The 15564-nt window shown below is 74.1% G+C and carries 12 protein-coding genes; 7 read left to right on the top strand and 5 right to left on the bottom strand.

Going from position 1 to position 15564, the window contains the following annotated elements:
- The first annotated feature begins 391 nt into the window (after positions 1–391).
- Positions 392–1171, top strand: a complete 780-nt coding sequence (locus tag ACE1OC_RS01595; protein WP_407835418.1) for a VOC family protein — start codon at positions 392–394, stop codon at positions 1169–1171.
- Between the two features lie 48 nt (positions 1172–1219).
- On the opposite strand, the gene ACE1OC_RS01590 is transcribed toward ACE1OC_RS01595, so the two are convergent.
- The 3 genes from ACE1OC_RS01590 to ACE1OC_RS01580 form a co-directional block, all read right to left on the bottom strand.
- Entirely contained in the window at positions 1220–1804 is a 585-nt protein-coding gene (locus ACE1OC_RS01590; RefSeq protein ID WP_407835417.1) for a TMEM165/GDT1 family protein, read from the bottom strand.
- A 302-nt stretch (positions 1805–2106) separates the two neighbouring features.
- Complete coding sequence (locus tag ACE1OC_RS01585) at positions 2107–3324, bottom strand: cytochrome P450 (RefSeq protein WP_407835416.1); 1218 nt, start codon at positions 3322–3324, stop codon at positions 2107–2109.
- Positions 3325–3465: 141 nt separating this feature from the next.
- Entirely contained in the window at positions 3466–4110 is a 645-nt protein-coding gene (locus ACE1OC_RS01580; RefSeq protein ID WP_407835415.1) for a TetR/AcrR family transcriptional regulator, read from the bottom strand.
- Positions 4111–4238: 128 nt separating this feature from the next.
- On the opposite strand from ACE1OC_RS01580, the gene ACE1OC_RS01575 reads away from it, so the two are divergent.
- Positions 4239–6380, top strand: a complete 2142-nt coding sequence (locus ACE1OC_RS01575) for an FUSC family protein (protein WP_407835414.1) — start codon at positions 4239–4241, stop codon at positions 6378–6380.
- Between the two features lie 89 nt (positions 6381–6469).
- Positions 6470–6925, top strand: coding sequence for an SRPBCC family protein (locus tag ACE1OC_RS01570; RefSeq protein ID WP_351370106.1), 456 nt, complete (start codon positions 6470–6472; stop codon positions 6923–6925).
- A gap of 77 nt (positions 6926–7002) precedes the next feature.
- Here the strand turns inward: ACE1OC_RS01570 and ACE1OC_RS01565 are convergent, their stop codons facing one another.
- Entirely contained in the window at positions 7003–8589 is a 1587-nt protein-coding gene (locus tag ACE1OC_RS01565) for an alpha/beta hydrolase (RefSeq protein ID WP_407835413.1), read from the bottom strand.
- Positions 8590–8983: 394 nt separating this feature from the next.
- On the opposite strand from ACE1OC_RS01565, the gene ACE1OC_RS01560 reads away from it, so the two are divergent.
- The gene (locus ACE1OC_RS01560; RefSeq protein ID WP_407835412.1) at positions 8984–9727 is read left to right on the top strand and encodes a DUF4142 domain-containing protein; all 744 of its coding nucleotides are present in this window, start codon (positions 8984–8986) and stop codon (positions 9725–9727) included.
- A gap of 9 nt (positions 9728–9736) precedes the next feature.
- Entirely contained in the window at positions 9737–11131 is a 1395-nt protein-coding gene (locus ACE1OC_RS01555) for a DUF1996 domain-containing protein (protein WP_407835411.1), read from the top strand.
- A 64-nt stretch (positions 11132–11195) separates the two neighbouring features.
- On the opposite strand, the gene ACE1OC_RS01550 is transcribed toward ACE1OC_RS01555, so the two are convergent.
- A complete protein-coding gene (locus tag ACE1OC_RS01550) occupies positions 11196–12461 on the bottom strand; it encodes a PucR family transcriptional regulator (protein ID WP_407835410.1) in 1266 nt (421 codons plus the stop codon).
- A 584-nt stretch (positions 12462–13045) separates the two neighbouring features.
- Here ACE1OC_RS01550 and ACE1OC_RS01545 point away from each other — a divergent pair.
- Positions 13046–14014: a hypothetical protein gene (locus ACE1OC_RS01545; protein WP_407835409.1), complete on the top strand. Its 969-nt coding sequence runs from the start codon at positions 13046–13048 to the stop codon at positions 14012–14014.
- Positions 14011–15462 carry an NADH-ubiquinone oxidoreductase-F iron-sulfur binding region domain-containing protein gene (locus tag ACE1OC_RS01540; protein WP_407835408.1) on the top strand — a complete coding sequence of 484 codons (1452 nt, stop codon included), beginning with the start codon at positions 14011–14013 and terminating at the stop codon, positions 15460–15462. The genes ACE1OC_RS01545 and ACE1OC_RS01540 overlap by 4 nt, the downstream gene beginning before the upstream one ends.
- Positions 15463–15564 lie beyond the last annotated feature (102 nt).

Raw genomic sequence — 15564 nt, 5'->3', positions numbered from 1 at the left:
CGGACCGGTCCGGCACCAGGACCACGGCACGTGGCTGGTCCGGTTCACCGGCCGGGTGCTCGTGGTCTGTCCTCGCCGACTGGTCGGCGCAGGAGCGGGGCGCCGCCCTGGCCGGGGTCTCGGTCGGCGGCACCCCACGAGCGGGGCGACCGCCCGCGCCACCAGGGCAGCGTGCTGTTCCGCGGCGGCCCCTACTAGGACCCGGCCGGCGGCGCGGGCTGGGACCGGTCGGGTGGGCGACCGGCGGACCGGCGGGCGGGCCGCGGGGGCACGCACCGGCCGAATGCGGTGTGCCGGGGGGACCCGTACGTGTGGCGCTGGGAGGGGATGCCGGGGTGAGGGGCCGCTCTGCGGGTACCTCGCATCCGAAACCCCATCGCAGGAGGACACCATGCTCGGTACCGACTACCGCACCGGCTCGCCCAACTGGATCGACCTCGGGAGCCCCGACATCCCCCGGGCCGCCGCCTTCTACCGGGCCGTCTTCGGCTGGGAGTTCCACCTGCTCGGGCCCGAGACCGGCGGGTACGGGTTCTTCCAGGTGGACGGGAAGACCGTCGCCGCGGTCGGGCAGCTCGACCCGGGGGCGACCTCCGCGTGGACCGTGTACTTCCGGACCGACGACGCGGAGGCCGCCACCCGTGGCGTGCGCGACGGCGGGGGCGCCGTACGCGTCGAGCCGATGGACGTCATGGGGGAGGGGTGGCTCGCGCAGTACACCGACCAGCAGGGTGCCGACTTCGCCGTCTGGCAGCCGGGCCGGACCCCGGGTCTGGAGCTGACCTCCGCCGACAACGCGCTGTGCTGGGTCGAACTGCACGTACCTGACCCGATGGCGGCGCTGGCCTTCTACGGGGCCCTCTTCGGGATGCGCTCACAGGCGATGGAGGCGCCCGGCATGACCTACCAGGTGCTCAGCACCGCCGCCGGGGACCAGGAGGACGGCTCCTTCGGAGGGGTTGCACCGCTGATGGAGGGGGAGCGGGACGCCCGCTGGGTGCCGTACTTCGCGGTAGCGGACGTGGACGCCGTGGTGAGCACCGCGCGCACCAGCGGCGGCACGGTGCTGATGCCGGGCGCGGACGTGCCCGACGTCGGGCGGATCGCCTGGCTGGCGGACCCGAGCGGGGCGGTCTTCGCCCTGCTCAAGGCCGCGCCGCGCGGCGAGTGACCCGGAAGACCGGCCGGACCGATCGGAAGAGCCGGACCAGCCGGATGATCAGCCGGTGAAGGCTTCGACGAGCGTCCAGACGGCCAGCGCCGCCATGCACAGGGCGCCGAAGCGCTGAACGGTCTTGAGGGGGACCCGCTTGGCGATGAACCGGCCCACGACCAGGGCCAGGGCGGACACCGACATGAGGGCCGCCGCCGAGCCGATGGCGGTGGGCAGCCAGCCGTTGGTGGCGGCGAGGTTGGCGGTCGTGATCTGCGTCAGGTCGCCCCACTCGCCGATGAAGACGGCCATGAACGCCGTGGTGAAGACGGGCCAGAAGCCGGTGACGGCCTTGGCCGCCGAGTCCGCCTCGTCGTCGTCGGCGCCGGAGCGCATCATGACGACGGCGCCGAAGGCGAACAGGGCGGCGGAGGTGAGCTTGACGGCCATGTTCGGCAGCATGCCGATCAGGCTTCCGGCGCCGACCGCGATGGCCACGTGGACGATGAACGCGGTGGAGGTGCCGAACCACACGTACAGCGGCCGCATCCGGGTGCCCATGGCCAGCGAGGCGAACATGGTCTTGTCGGGGAGCTCGGCGAGGAAGATCAGACCGAAGGCGGTGAAGATCGCCACGGGGTCGAGAGCCATTCCGGGTGCTGCTTTCTGCTGGAGCCGGGCTCTCATGGCTCGGATCGGCACCCAGCGGGGAGGCGACGGGAAGAACCACTCGGCCCGGCACGACGAAGCGGCCCACACGGTGATGTGGGACGGGTCATGCCTTGGCCGAAGGTCTCGTCCGCCCCGCGCGTGAAGCGCGGTGGCCCGGTGGCCGGGACCCGTCGAGGCGTCCAGTATGTCGACCAGCGGTTTTCGGGACTACTCCCCTTCGCTGCCGACCACTCTAACAGCGACGCGGAGTGCCCCGGCAGGGCCGGAAGTCCCGGGCGCGGCTATCCGAAGCGCACCGGGAGGTACTTGACCCCGTTGATGAAGTCCGAGCGCAGGCGGCGTACCTCCCCCGTGAGGGAGACCTCCGGATGCCGCCGCAGGAGCTCCCGGACCAGGGCCTTGATCTGGGTGCGGGCGAGGCCGGCCCCCAGGCAGAAGTGCGGGCCGCCGCCCCCGAAGGTGAGGTGCTCGTTCGGGGTGCGCCGGATGTCGAAGGCGAAGGGGTCGGCGAAGACCTCCTCGTCGCGGTTGGCGGAGGTGTAGTAGGTGACCACCTTCTGCCCCTCGGCGACGGGCTGCCCGCGCAGGACGGTGTCACGGGTGGCCGTGCGCCGGAAGTTGTGGATCGATCCGCCCCAGCGCAGGAACTCCTCCGTCGCCGTGGTCCACAGGGCCTCGTCCTCGGGGGCCGCGGCCAGTTCGGCGCGCGCCGAAGGGTGGTCGATCAGGGCGATCAGGGCGCCGGAGAGGAGATTGCGGGTGGTCTCGTTGCCGGCGACGCAGAGCAGGACGAAGAACATGTTGATCTCGTCCGGCGACAGCCGGTCCCCGTCCACCTCGGCGTGCACCAGCGTCGAGAGGATGTCCTCCCGCGGGCGGGCCCGCCGCTCGTCGGCCAGCGCGTCGCAGTAGGCGTAGATCTCGGCGGCCGCCAGATCGCTGTCGTGCTTGCCCGCCGAGAGCTCGGGGTCCTGGGACCCGGCCATCCGGTTGCTCCACTCGAAGATCAGCCGCTCGTCCCCCTCGGGCACGCCGACCATCTCGCAGATCGTCTGGATCGGCAGCCACGCGGCGACCTCCGCGACGAAGTCCATGTCCCGGCCCGGGGTGACCGCGCGTTCCACCAGGGTCACGGCCCGCTCCTGGATCCGGGCCGCGAGCCTGCGTACGACCCGGGGCGTGAAACCCGCGCTGACCAGCGAGCGGTACCGGGAGTGGCGCGGGGCGTCCATGCCCAGCAGGACCAGGCGCAGGGTCTCCAGGGACTCGGGATTCTGGTCGCGGATCATGAACGAACCGAGTTCGGTGGACCACAGCTCGGGATCGCGGCTGACGGCCTTGACGTCGGCGTGGCGGGTGACGGCGTAGAAGCCGGCGTGCCGGCCCGGCACCTCGTGCCAGTGGACCGGGTCCTCGCGGCGCAGCCGGGTGAACTGGGCGTGCGGGACCTCGCGGGCCCAGGTGTCCTCAAGGAGGTCTATCTCGCCGGTGGGCAGCACGGGGCGGTTCCCTTCGTCGGACGGATCGGAGCGATGGCCGGCGTGTGGCCGGCGTGTGGTCGGCGTTGTGGTCGGAGTCCAGTCGTACGGATCGGGTGCGTGCCGGAGTCGTACGGGTACGGCCGTACGGGGCCGTACCCGTCAGGCGGACCTGCCGAGTCCCAGGACGGTGCCGAGGGCCTCGATGACGAGCCCGTCGGGGACGGCGCGCGGTTCGAGGCGGTGCTGCATGGAGAGGCCGAGGAGGATGCCGAGCACGAGGGCGCCGGTCTCCTCCGGCGTGCGGGCCAGGGGCGTGCCGGTGGCCTTCGCCCAGTCGGCCAGCCCTTCGCCGAGCTGGGCGCGGATCTCGGTGTAGCGCTGGGCGAGCCGGTCCCCGATGAGGGGGCCGCGGGCGGCGTGCAGCCACAGCTCCGTCTCCAGGAGCAGCCAGGAGTCGCCGTGTTCGGGGTGCGGGCGGGTGAGGCTGCCCCACATCGCGGAGAAGTGCACGGCGGGGTCGGCCGGGTCCCCGGCCGCGATCTCCGCGGCCAGCTCCTCGCTCGTCCGCTCCTTCCAGACCTCCAGGAGCGCCAGCAGCAGGCCCTCCTTGCCGCCGAAGTGGCTGTACAGCGCGCCCGTGGTGCGTCCGGCCGCCTCGGCGACGGCTTCGGCGGAGACGGCGTGGAACCCCTTGCGGGCGAAGAGGTCGGCTGCCGCGTCGATGAGGCGGGCGCGGCTCTCGGACTTGCGCTGCGCCTGCGGGGTGCGGCGCCGAGGGTGTTCTGGGGTGCGGGACGACTCCACCGGGGCTCCGGATCGCTGGTTGTACCGGGCGGATTTATATCGGGTTGCCGATATAAGTTGCGCCCTCCCTGGCGAAGTGTCAAGCGGTACCGCAGGACCGAACGGGCGCCCGGTGGGACGCTGAAAGGGTGCGTGCCGCCCTGAGGGAGCTCCGTACCGGCACCGGCCCCGTGCCGGCGGCCGCACGGCGGGCCGTCCGGGTCACCCTCGCCGCCGGCCTCGGCTTCTACGCCTTCCTGTACGGACTGGACCGGCCCGTCGAGGCCACGTACGCCCTCTTCGCCGCCGTCGCGCTGGCCGGTCTCTCCCGCATACCGGGCAGCGGACGCCTGCGGGCCGTCGTCGTCGCCCGCGTGCTCCCCGCCGCCTGCGCCCTGGTGGTACTGGGCACCTTGCTTTCGGTGCGGACCTGGGCCGCCGTGGCGGGCATGCTGGTCATCGGCTTCTGCGTGGCCTTCTCCTCGGCGGCGGGACCCCGTCTCGCGGGCGCCGCGCCCGGGCTCCAGCTGCTGTACATCCTGCCCAGCTTCCCGCCGTACGCCCCCGACACCCTCGGCCAGCGGCTGACCGGCACCGTCGTCGGGGTCCTGTTGCTGATCCTCGCCGAAGCCACCGTGCTGCCCGACCCGGCCGTCCCCGGCTACCGGGACCTGGCCGCCGGAGCCGCGGCCGAGGCGGCCCGGTGCGCCGCCGTGCTGGAGCGGCCGCCCCACACCCTCTCCGCCGCGGAGACCGCCCGCGCCGTGGAGCGGGAGCAGGCCCTGCGGCCCTCCCGGGTCGGGGAGGCGCAGCGGCCCGCGGGGCCCGGCGTACGGGAACGCGCGCTGGCCCACACCGGGCTGGCGGCCCGCACCTTGCTGGCCCGCCTCCGGTCCCTGCCCCCGCCGGAACCCGGACCGGCCACCGGGACGGCCGGGCCGGACCTCGTGGCGGCCGTGCGCGAGTCGGCCGCCGGGACGGCCGCGCTGCTCGTGACGGGGAGCCCGCCCGCGACGGACTCGACGCGGCTGCGGGACCTGCAGGTCTCCCTCGCCCGGACCCCCGTGACGGGTCCCGGGCCCGGCTTCCGCAACGCCGCCCTGGTGGAGCTGGCGGAAGCCGCGCTCGTGCTGCGCGGCGCCGCCGGGATAGCCGTACGGGGGCGTGCGGGAGCCGCGGACGCGGTGGGGCCGGGGGTGGGACCGGACGCCGGGCCCCCCGACCGGTTCTGGTACGCCGGGAAGGGGCCGGTGCGGCTCTGGTGGTACCGGCTGGCCGGGAACACCGGGCCCCGGTCCGTGCACTTCCAGAACGCCGTCCGGCTCGGATCGGCCCTCGCCGTCGCCCGGGCCGTCGCCGGCCTGGACTCCCTGCCGCACGGATTCTGGGCGATGCTCGCCGTCATCAGCCTGACCCGCACCAACGCCGTGCAGACCCGGGCCACCGTCCGGCTAGCCCTGATCGGCACCCTGGTGGGCGCGGTCGCCGCCGGCGGGGTCCTCGCGGTGGCCGGGGAGGCGAGCACGGTGTACGCGTTCTTGCTGCCGCCGCTGATGCTGTTCGCGTTCTGCGTCGGGCCCGTGCGCGGCGTCGGCTGGGCGCAGGCCATGTTCACCCTGGTGGTGGCCATGGCCTTCGCCCAGCTCGCCCCCGTGACGTGGCAGTTGGCCGAGGTCCGGTTCCTGGACGTCCTGGTCGGCAGTGCGATCGGGATGGTGTGCGGACTGCTGGCCTGGCCGCGCGGCGCCCACGACGAACTGGGGCGCGCCGTGGCCGAGCTGCTGCACGCCGCGGCCGACGACGTCCAGGCGGCCACGGCCGCCTTCGGCCGGGCCCGCGAGGTGGAGCCCGACCAGCGGGTGCGGCACGCGCTGGCCCTGGCGGAGAGCGCGTACGCCCAGTACCAGACGGAACGACAGCGTCCGGCCGCAGCCGGGGGCGAGGACTGGCAGGCGGCGATGATGACCGGCCACCACGTCCTCTGGGGCGGCCGCAGCCCCCTCGGCACCCCGCCCGGCCCGCGCGAGGAGGCGATGGTCATGGAGTACGGGGCCTGGGTGGCGGCCGGGCTGCGCCGCGCGGCGGCGGCCGCGGACCCCGTACGCGCCGCGGGGCTCCCGGATCCCGGCCCCGCGGGTCCCGCCCCCCGCCGGGCCGGACCCGAGGACGCGCCGCCGGTGTTCTACACCGCGATGGCCTGGCTGGGCTCGCTGACCGCGGACGTGGCGCTGTTCGACCGGGGGGCCGGTGCCGGTGCCGGTGCCGGGGCCCAGGCCTCCGGTGGGGCCTGAGCGTGCGGCGGTGCGCCCGGAGCGGGGCTCTGCCATCGTGGAAGGAGGGGTACCGGCTCCGCCGTCGGGGCGCGTGGTGAGGAGCGGACATGTCCGGACTGTTCGAGGCGAGCGTCGAGATCGACCGGCCCGTCGCCGAGGTGTTCGCGTACCTCGCGGACGGACGCAACGACCCGGAGTTCAGCCCGCGCGTCCAGCGGATCACCCGGAGCCCGGACGCCCCGACCGCCGTCGGGACGGTCTTCCGCAGCACGGTGAAGGACGCCGGCATGAAGACCGCCCGGGAGTTCCAGATCACCGAACTCGACGCGCCGGGGCGGATCCGCTGGACGGAGCTGAGCCACAACCTGGTGACCGCCGAGGGAGGCTACGACCTGGCCGAACTCCCCGGAGGCCGGACGCGGTTGCGCGTCTTCAACACTCTGACCGGGCACGGATTCGGCCGCCTCCTGGTCGGCCTCGCCCTCAGCGCGGCGCGCAAGGACGCCCCCGACTTCGGCCGCCGGATCAAGGCGGCGGCGGAGGCGTCCCCACGGCCGGACTGAGGCCCGGGCCGGATCGCCGGCTCGCCAGGTCACCGGACCGCCGGGTCGCTAGGTCACCGGCTCACCGGCTCACGTGATCAGAAGCGTCCGGGCACGGACGGAATCGGAAGCGGCTTCACCGGCGCCACCTGCCTCTCCCCGCCGGGTGCCGGCGTACGGCACGCGATGTCCTCGGCCGGCAGCCGCCCGGTGGTCAGGTACGCGGTGACCGGGGCTGAGACGCAGGAGGAGGGATCGGCCAGGTACACCCCGTGGCCCTCGGCGCCCAGGGCCAGCACCATCCGCGAGCCCTTCAGCGCCCGGTGCAGGCCCTGGCCGCTGGCCAGCGGGGTCTGCGAGTCCCACTCGTTCTGGACGGTCAGCACCCCGGCCCGAGCCTTCATCGGGGTCTGCGCCTCGAGCGGCCGCGGCCAGAAGGCGCAGGGCTTGATGTTCGAGGCGAAGTCCCCGTAGAGCGGGTACGCGGCCTTGTCCCGGACCGCGTCACGACGGTACTGCCCGGGATCGCGCGGCCAGGAGTCGGTGTCACCGCAGATCACGCTCCAGAGGACGGCGACGGCGTTGTCCGAGGCCGGCTCGGCCGGGGCCGGCCCGGACTCGCCGGCGAGCGCCCGCTTCATGGAGAAGTCGGGCCCGGAGGCCCCGGGAGTGACGGCGGGCTTTCCGTCGGCCGCGTCCTTCAGGGCCACCATCAGCGGGGTGACCTGCGCGGGATAGAAGAACAGCGCGCGGGCGCCCCGGATGTCGTCGCCGTTGATCTTCTCCCCCTGGAAGACGATCGGATCCCGGTCGGCGCGTGCCACCAGGTCCCAGAAGGTCTTCGACACGGCCGCGGGGCTCTCGCCGAGGTGGTACTCGCCCGAGCGTTCCGCCGCCCACCGCGTCCACCGGGAGAAGGCGGGCTCGGCCTCCGTGGCCCAGGTCCGGAACATGCCCCGCCAGATCACGTCCGGGTCGACGCCGCTGTCGAGCACGAAGCGGTCGGTCCGGCCGGGGAACATCTGCGTGTACACCGCGCCGAGGTACGTCCCGTAGGAGTAGCCCAGGTACGAGAGCTTCCGCTCGCCCAGGACGGCACGGATCGTGTCCATGTCGCGGGCGGTGTTGCGGGTCGTGATGTACGGGAGCACCGAGCCGGCGTTCTCCCGGCACTTCTCGGCGATGTTCCGCGCCCAGGCCACGTCCGAGGGGAAGGACCCGGGATGGTACGGCCGGTCGATGCCCTGCTCGGCGTCGGTCAGCCCGCAGCTGATGGGACTGCTGGCGCCGACCCCGCGCGGATCGAAGCCGATGAGGTCGTACTGTTCGGCCACCTCCGGGGGGACCACCTCGCCGAGGGCCAGCGGCAGATCGAGCCCGCTGCCGCCCGGGCCGCCCGGATTCAACAGGAGGACCCCGTGCCGTTTCGCGGGGTTCGTGCTCTTCACCCGGGATATCGCCAGGTCGAGGGTCCGTCCCGACGGACGCCGGTAGTCGAGCGGCACCTTGATGGTGGCGCACTCGTACGAGGCCGGCTGATCGGCGGCGCACCGGTGCCAGGCGGGCTTCTGCCGCAGGTACGCGGCGTCGGCCGGGACGCCGTCGGTCCGAGCGCTGTCCGCGAGGACGCTGTCGGCCCGGATGCCGTCGGCGGCCAGTAAGGATGCCAGTCGTTTCTTGCGCACGGGGCGTTCCCTTCGGGTGGGCGGCGGTTCGCACCCCACCCTGGGTCACCCCGTAGGCCGGGCGAATCCACCTGAGGGGCGGGGCCCTCTACTCCTCGCGAATGACTGGAAATCCGGACAACTGGCCGACGCGCCGGGGTTTTTGTCCGCACATCAGATTCCATGGGGCGGGCTCCGCGGCGGCCGGGCGCGCGGCACCGTAGCAGTCTTTCGGGGGGCCGCCCGGATGTTTGTCCAGTCCGGATGGGCCTTCGGTGGAGGAGCCGGAGCCGGCACTAGCGTCCCTTGGCACCCGGGGACCCGCGGGAGCGGTGCGCTCCGTGCGGCGGCTCCCGGGCGTCCCGGGACCCAAGGAGGCACAGTGCTGTCAATCCGTCGGACGAACCTCGGCGGCATGTCGGTCGCTTCGCGACACGTCATGGGCACGGGCATCGTCATCGGAGCCCTCGCCCTCACGCTGATCGCGCTGCTGATACCGGTGCGGAGCTTCGGCGGCCGCACCGCCGCGGCGGCCCCGGCCGCCTCACCCGCCGTCGCCGCCTCGCCCGCCCCGGCCCCCGCCTCCGCCGATGACGACGGCGCCGGAGTCATGAACACGGCCTTCGGGCCGCTGACCCCGCAGGACCGCGAGTTCGTGCGCAAGGTCCGCCTCGCCGGCCTGTGGGAACTGCCCGCGGGCAAGCAGGCCCAGGAACGGGGCACCCGCAAGTCGGTGAGGACGGCCGGCGAGCACCTCGTGGAAGGGCACACCGAACTGGACCGGAGGGTCCTGGAGGTGGGCGAGGCGCTCGGTGTCGAACTGCCGGACCGGCCGTCCGGCCAGCAGCAGGCCTGGCTCGACCAGCTCGACCGGGCCCAAGGGGCCACCTACGAAAGGCTCTTCGTGCAACTGCTGCGGCGGGCGCACGGCAAGGTGTTCACGCTCGTCGCCCAAGTGCGGGCGCAAACCCGCAACTCCGTGGTCCGCGAGCTGGCCACGGACGCCAACACCACGGTCCTGGACCACATCGCGGTACTCGAAGCCAGCGGCCTGGTCGATTTCGAAGGCCTGGCGGACAGCCCTCCCGCGACGGCCGCTCCTCCCACGGCCGCCCGCCCGGCGGACCCCTCTCCCACCGCCACCCGACCGAGGAAGTGAAGTGATCACATGCGCGACAACGACTCCCCGCACAGCCCGGCGCGCCAGGACGGGGCAGGGCACAAACGCAGGAGGCGACCCCTGTACAAGGCAATCGCCGCCGCGTCCGCACTGATCCTGGGCGGCGGCGCGGTCGTGATCGCCGGCCAGGTGGCCTCCGCGGGCCAGGACCCGGCGCGCCCGGCGCCGGTGACGGCCACCATCGACTGCCCCGACGTGGGGGAGCGGCTGCGCGAGGTTCCCGATCAGGCGCGCGGCGAAGTGGACCGGGAACTCGCCGGTCTCGACACCCAGATCGCCGAGGCCTACCAGCGGCTGGCCGCCGGCCGGGCGCCGGCGGACACGCTGCTCGGGGAGCTGAAGGACCGGCGCGACGCGTCGATCGGCCGGGTCTCCGAGGCGATCGGACGCACCGCGGCCCGCCCGGACGGGCTGGCGGAGCTGAGCGCCTGCGCGATGCGCGAGGCACCGGCCGCCGAGGAGGAGACCGCCGGGCTCGGCGCGGGCGGCGGCGCCCCGAAGGGGGGCCCGGCCCGCTCCGACTTCGTCCGCATCGGCTCGGTGAAGCCGAACGTACGGCGCCCGGCCCCCAAGTCCGGTGCCTCCAAGGGATCCTTCGCCGTGGAATGCGGCCGCAACGAAGAGCGCCACCTCAACCCCGACAACGTGATCGTCGCCCCCGGGGTGAGCAACGGCGCCCACCACATGCACGACTACGTCGGCAACAGGACCACGGACGCCTTCTCCACCAACAACAGCCTCGCCGCCTCCGGGACCACCTGCACGAACGGCGACCTGTCCACCTACTACTGGCCCGTGCTGAGGCTGCGCGACGGCAAGGCGGAGCAGGACGCGGGAGCCCCGGGCGGCGGTCAGGACGCCAACGTGGGCACGATCCTGCGGCCGAAGCAGGTGACCATCGAGTTCAAGGGCAGCCCCGTCTCCCGCGTCACCGCCATGCCCCGCTTCCTGCGGATCATCACGGGCGACGCGAAGGCCTTCACCAACGGCCCGGCCAACGCCAACGCCTCGTGGAGCTGCACCGGCTTCGAGAACCGGCAGCTGAAGGACAAGTACCCGATCTGCCCCAAGGGGACGGACGTGGTGCGGACGTTCTCCTTCCAGAGCTGCTGGGACGGCAAGAACACCGACAGCGCCAACCACCGCACCCACGTGGCCTTCGCCGGCCGCGACGGATCCTGCCCGGCGGGCTTCAAGGCCGTGCCGCAACTGGTCCAGCGGATCGTCTACGCGACGCCCCCCGGAGCACGCTTCGCGGTGGACAGCTTCCCCGAGCAGCTCCACAAGCCGGTGACCGACCACGGCGACTTCATCAACGTGATGCCGGACGAGCTGATGGCCCGGGCGGTGCGGTGCGTCAACGGCGGACGCGCCTGCCGCTGACCGGACGCAGAGGCGGTGCCGGCCCGGAGCACGCTCCGGGCCGGCACCGCCATGTGTCCGCTCTCTAGAGGCCGTTGACGCGGGCGATGCGGCCGTCGCCCGGAGTCGGGCGGAAATCGGCGCTCACCACGCGCGCCCGGCGGCCGCCCCGGACCGGCCGCAGCCGGACTTGGGCCATCAACCGGCGGCTGCGCAGGGCCAGTTCCAGCTCGAAGCGGGTGCGCGGGTCCCGCAGGCCGGGTCCGAAGAGCTTCTCCAGCTGGCGCATCCGGTAGCGGACCGTCTGCGGGTGCACGCTCAGCGCCTTGGCCGCCTCGGGTGCTCCGCCGCCCTCCAGCCAGGCAAGCAGGGTTACTTCGAGCCGTTCGCTCTGGCGCGGGGTGAGGTCGGCCAGCGGCCGCAGCCAGCGTGCGGCGAGGGCGTGGGCCAGCGGCTCGTCCTGGAGCAGCAGCAGCGTCGAGAGGTGGTCGTCCACGAACACCGTCCGGGCGTCAGGGCCGGACCGGGCCTGAGGCGGGACCAGCGCGAGGAGGCGTACCGCCCAGCGCAGGGAAGAAGGGGTGTCGCCGGGAGCCACCGGGTGGCCGACCACGGCGAGGCGGCCGCGCAGCGCGCCCTCCAGGGCGGTACGGGCCTCCGGGTCTGCGGTGGGAACGAGCAGGCAGGGCTGGCCCGCGACCATCCCGCCGAGGCAGTCGTCGAGGAGTGCCGCGAGCTGCTGGGTCTCGCCCGGCGAGGCCAGGGCGACCGCCCGTACGGCGACCGGGAGGGGCCATCCGGCCGGGCCGGCCAGTTCGGTGAGGGCCGGTTCGCGGTGCGCGGCGTCACCCGTGAGCAGGGTGAACAGCTCGCGCCGGGCGTGCTCGCGCACCGAGCCGAACCGTTGTAAGGGCACGGCTTGCAGGGGTGGCGACTCCCCGCCCCGGAAGGCCGTGTGCGGGTGGGCGTGGGGGTGTGCGTGCGGGTGGGGCCGGGCGTGCTCGGCTTCGAAGTCGGCTGCCGCGGTGGTGGGTCCGGGACCGGACCGGGCCGGCGCGTGCTGGTCCGCAGATTCCTGCGCGTGGGCTGTGTCGTCAGCGTCGGCCCCGTCGGTCCCCGTGCATCCGGAGCCGCCGGCGCCCTCGCGGTAGCCGAGGACGGTCAGCAGGGCCCCTTCCACCTTCCGTCTGACCACCTCGTCGCCGATGTCCTCGACGAGCGCCGAGAATCCGGGCACGGTCTCCCGTAGTTCCTCCACCATCCCCGCCGCCACCGTGGGCAGTTCCTTGCGCAAGACCCGGGTCCACTCGCCCCGCGGTCGGGACCAGATGCGGTTCAGAAGTTCGCACATTGTTACCTCGTTCAAGCCGGGGTATGGCCTGCCCCGTGGGACGGTGGCAAGCCCGCAGTCCCGCGGCATCGGCTCGATCGCCGTCGGGGAGGTGCGGCGGCGGATCAGGCGTCAACCCCGTCGCAACCGCACCACTGGAAGGGAATCTTCCGGGGATGTTCGATGCGATGGCTGTGCGAGGGCCAGAAATTATCACGTTTCGATAAATCCTGTGGAGGGCTTGCATACCTCCACGATGCTTCTGCACTCCGGCCCCCGCTCCCGGCCGGCCCGGTGGGCCAGGCGCCCATCTCCCGCCCGCCGAGGAGCGGTTACGACGTCGACCCCCGGGCGCCGAGCGCGAGGTGGAAGTGCTCGGGTCCGGACGTATGGGAGACCACATGCCCCTGCTCCAGCCCCGCCCGCCCGGCCGTTCGCACCGGGCCCACCGCACGAGAGGCCGCACCCGGCGCCATGCCGGAGCTCCCTCCGGAGCGCGATCCGGCCCGGTGCCCGGCCCGGCATCCGCGGCGGTGTCACCGACGGCGTCGACGCCGGCTACCCCGGCTGCACCGGCTGCACCGGGCGCCTCCGGCCGGCGGGCGGTGCGGCGTCCGCCGCTGCTGTCCGCCGCCGGGGGACCGCACCCCGCCGCCCTGGCCGCCGCGGCCCTCGCCGCCGGGGCCGCCCTGCTCGTGGCGGTCCGCGCCGGTGCGCTGACCCGCTTGTGGGACTTCCTCGACTATGCGGCCGGCGTGCTCTCGCTGGTCTCCCTCACCGGCGCCGTCCTGTGGGGCCTGGCGGCCACCGACCGCAGACTGCTCGCCTCCGGGCACCGGCTCGTCGCCCAGGCCGTGCACCGCGGCCTCGCCGTCGCCGGACTCGGTTTCCTCCTCCTGCACGTGTGGATCAAGGTCGGGCGGTCCCGGACCGACGCCGCCGCCGTGGTCCTGCCCTTCACGGACGGCCAGCGGCCGTTGCTTATCGGCCTCGGCAGCCTGGCCGGCTACGGGTTCGTGGCCGTGGCCGTCTCCGGCGCCGTCCGCGGCACCTTCGCCGCCCGGGGGCGGTCCCTGTGGTGGCGGGCCCTGCACATGGGTGCCTACCCGGCATGGGGAGCCTCGCTGGTGCACGGGCTCAAGTCCGGCCGCGCAGCGAGCGGTTGGGTGACGACCGGGTACGCCCTGTGCCTGATCGCCGTCGCCGGGCTGCTGGCGCTGCGGCTGCGCGCGAAGCTCCGTGCGCTCGCCGTCGCACCACCGCGCACGCGGCCCGGTGCGCAGCTGCGTGCGCAGGCCGCGCGGCCGTCCGGCGCACCGGCCGCACCGGCGGCGCCGCCGGTGCAGTCACCGCCGCACGCACCGGCCGTACCCTCCCGGCCTCCCGGGCAGGCGCCGCCGCACCGGCCGGCGCCCTTCGTGCGCAGGCCGGCGGAGTGGGCGGCGGAGCTGCTGACGGCACGCCTCACCCGGCAGCCGGGCACCACGGTGTTCCCCGGCCGCCCCGGACGGGCCGCGGATCCGTCCGCAGGGCCCTCCGCCGAGCCGCTCGACGGCGTACGGAGCGGACGGTGAGCGGCTCCGGGATGCGGCCAGCCCTCGGCTGCGTCGGCGCACCGCGGCTGCTGGCCGGACTCGACACCTCCGAGCGGCTCGACCGGACCGGCCACTTGAGCGTGCACGGCGCGCTGCCCCGCTACCCCTCCGAAGGGCTCGTCGAACTCGCCGAGGGCATAGCGCTCGGCGGGCGCGGGGGAGCGGGCTTCCCCTTCGCCCGCAAACTCCGGGCCGTCACCCGGTCCGCCCGGGCACAGGACGGACGCACCGCCGTGGTCGTCAACGGGACCGAGGGCGAACCGAGTTGCCTGAAGGACGCCGCCCTGCTCCTCTACGTGCCCCACCTCGTGCTCGACGGCGCGCTGGTGGCCGCCTCCGCGCTCGGCGCCGAGGACGTGGTCGTCGGCGTCACCCGCCCGGACGTGGAGCGTTCGCTGGCCGAGGCCGTCGCCGAACGGGGCCCGGCCGGGCGGCGCGTGCGCGTCGTCCGGCTCCCCGAACGCTTCGTCACGGGCGAGGGCAGCGCCCTCGTGAACGGCCTGGACGGCGGGCCCGCCCTACCCTCCGGGCATCGTACGCGGACCAGCGAACGGGGTCTCGGCGGTCTGCCCACCCTGCTGTCCAACGCGGAGACGTACGCCCAGCTCGCCGTCGCCGCCCGGCTCGGCGCGTCCGTGTTCGGGACGGCCGGGCTGCCCGACGAACCCGGCACGACCCTGCTGACCGTCGCCGGCACGACCGTCGTCGAGGTGCCCCTGGGCACGTCCCTGGCCTACGTACTGGACCTGTGCGGCACGGTGCCCGGCCAGGGCGTGCTGGTCGGCGGCTTCCACGGCCGCTGGCTGGACCCGGGGGCGGCGCGCGAGGCGCTGATCTCGCGGAAGTCCCTGGCGGCGTACGACGCGGTCCTGGGCGCCGGTGCGGTGCTCCCGCTGCCCGAGGACACCTGCCCGGCGGGAGAGGTGGCCCGGGTCACGCGCTGGATGGCACGGGAGTCGGCGGGCCAGTGCGGCCCGTGCGTGCGGGGACTTCCCTCGCTGGCGGACGCCGTGGAACGGCTGGTGGCCGGCGGCGGCGGGGCGGCCCTCGATGCGGTGCAGGCCCGGATGCGGGGGGTGCGCGGCCGGGGGGCCTGCTCCCACCCGGACGGCACGTCCTCGTTCGTGGCCTCCGCGCTCGCCGTCTTCCCCGACGAGTTCCGCGACCACGCGCTCGGCAGCGGCTGCGGACGCCGCGTCCTGGGCGCCCTGCCGCTGCCCGCGGACGAGAGCCCCGAACGGCTCGTCGTGGACTGGACGTTGTGCAAGGGCCACGGGCTCTGCGTGGACCTGCTTCCCGATGTGGTGCGGCTCGACGAGGACGGCTATCCGGCGCGCGGCGTCATGCCGGTCCCCGGTCCCTTGCGGCCCAAAGCACTGCGCGCGGTGCGCCGTTGCCCGGCGCTCGCGCTCCGCATCCAGGAATGAGTTCACGCTTTGGCGTGATCTGACAAATTCCCGCTCCATCGAATGCGGCGGCCCTCGCAGACCTTATGAATATCCAGACGGAAGCACGCCGGATGGAAATCG

The organism is Streptomyces stoeckheimensis (genome assembly GCF_045822005.1).
In the GTDB taxonomy this organism is placed as follows: Bacteria; Actinomycetota; Actinomycetes; order Streptomycetales; family Streptomycetaceae; genus Streptomyces; species Streptomyces stoeckheimensis.
This window is presented reverse-complemented; position numbering and strand designations above follow the sequence as displayed.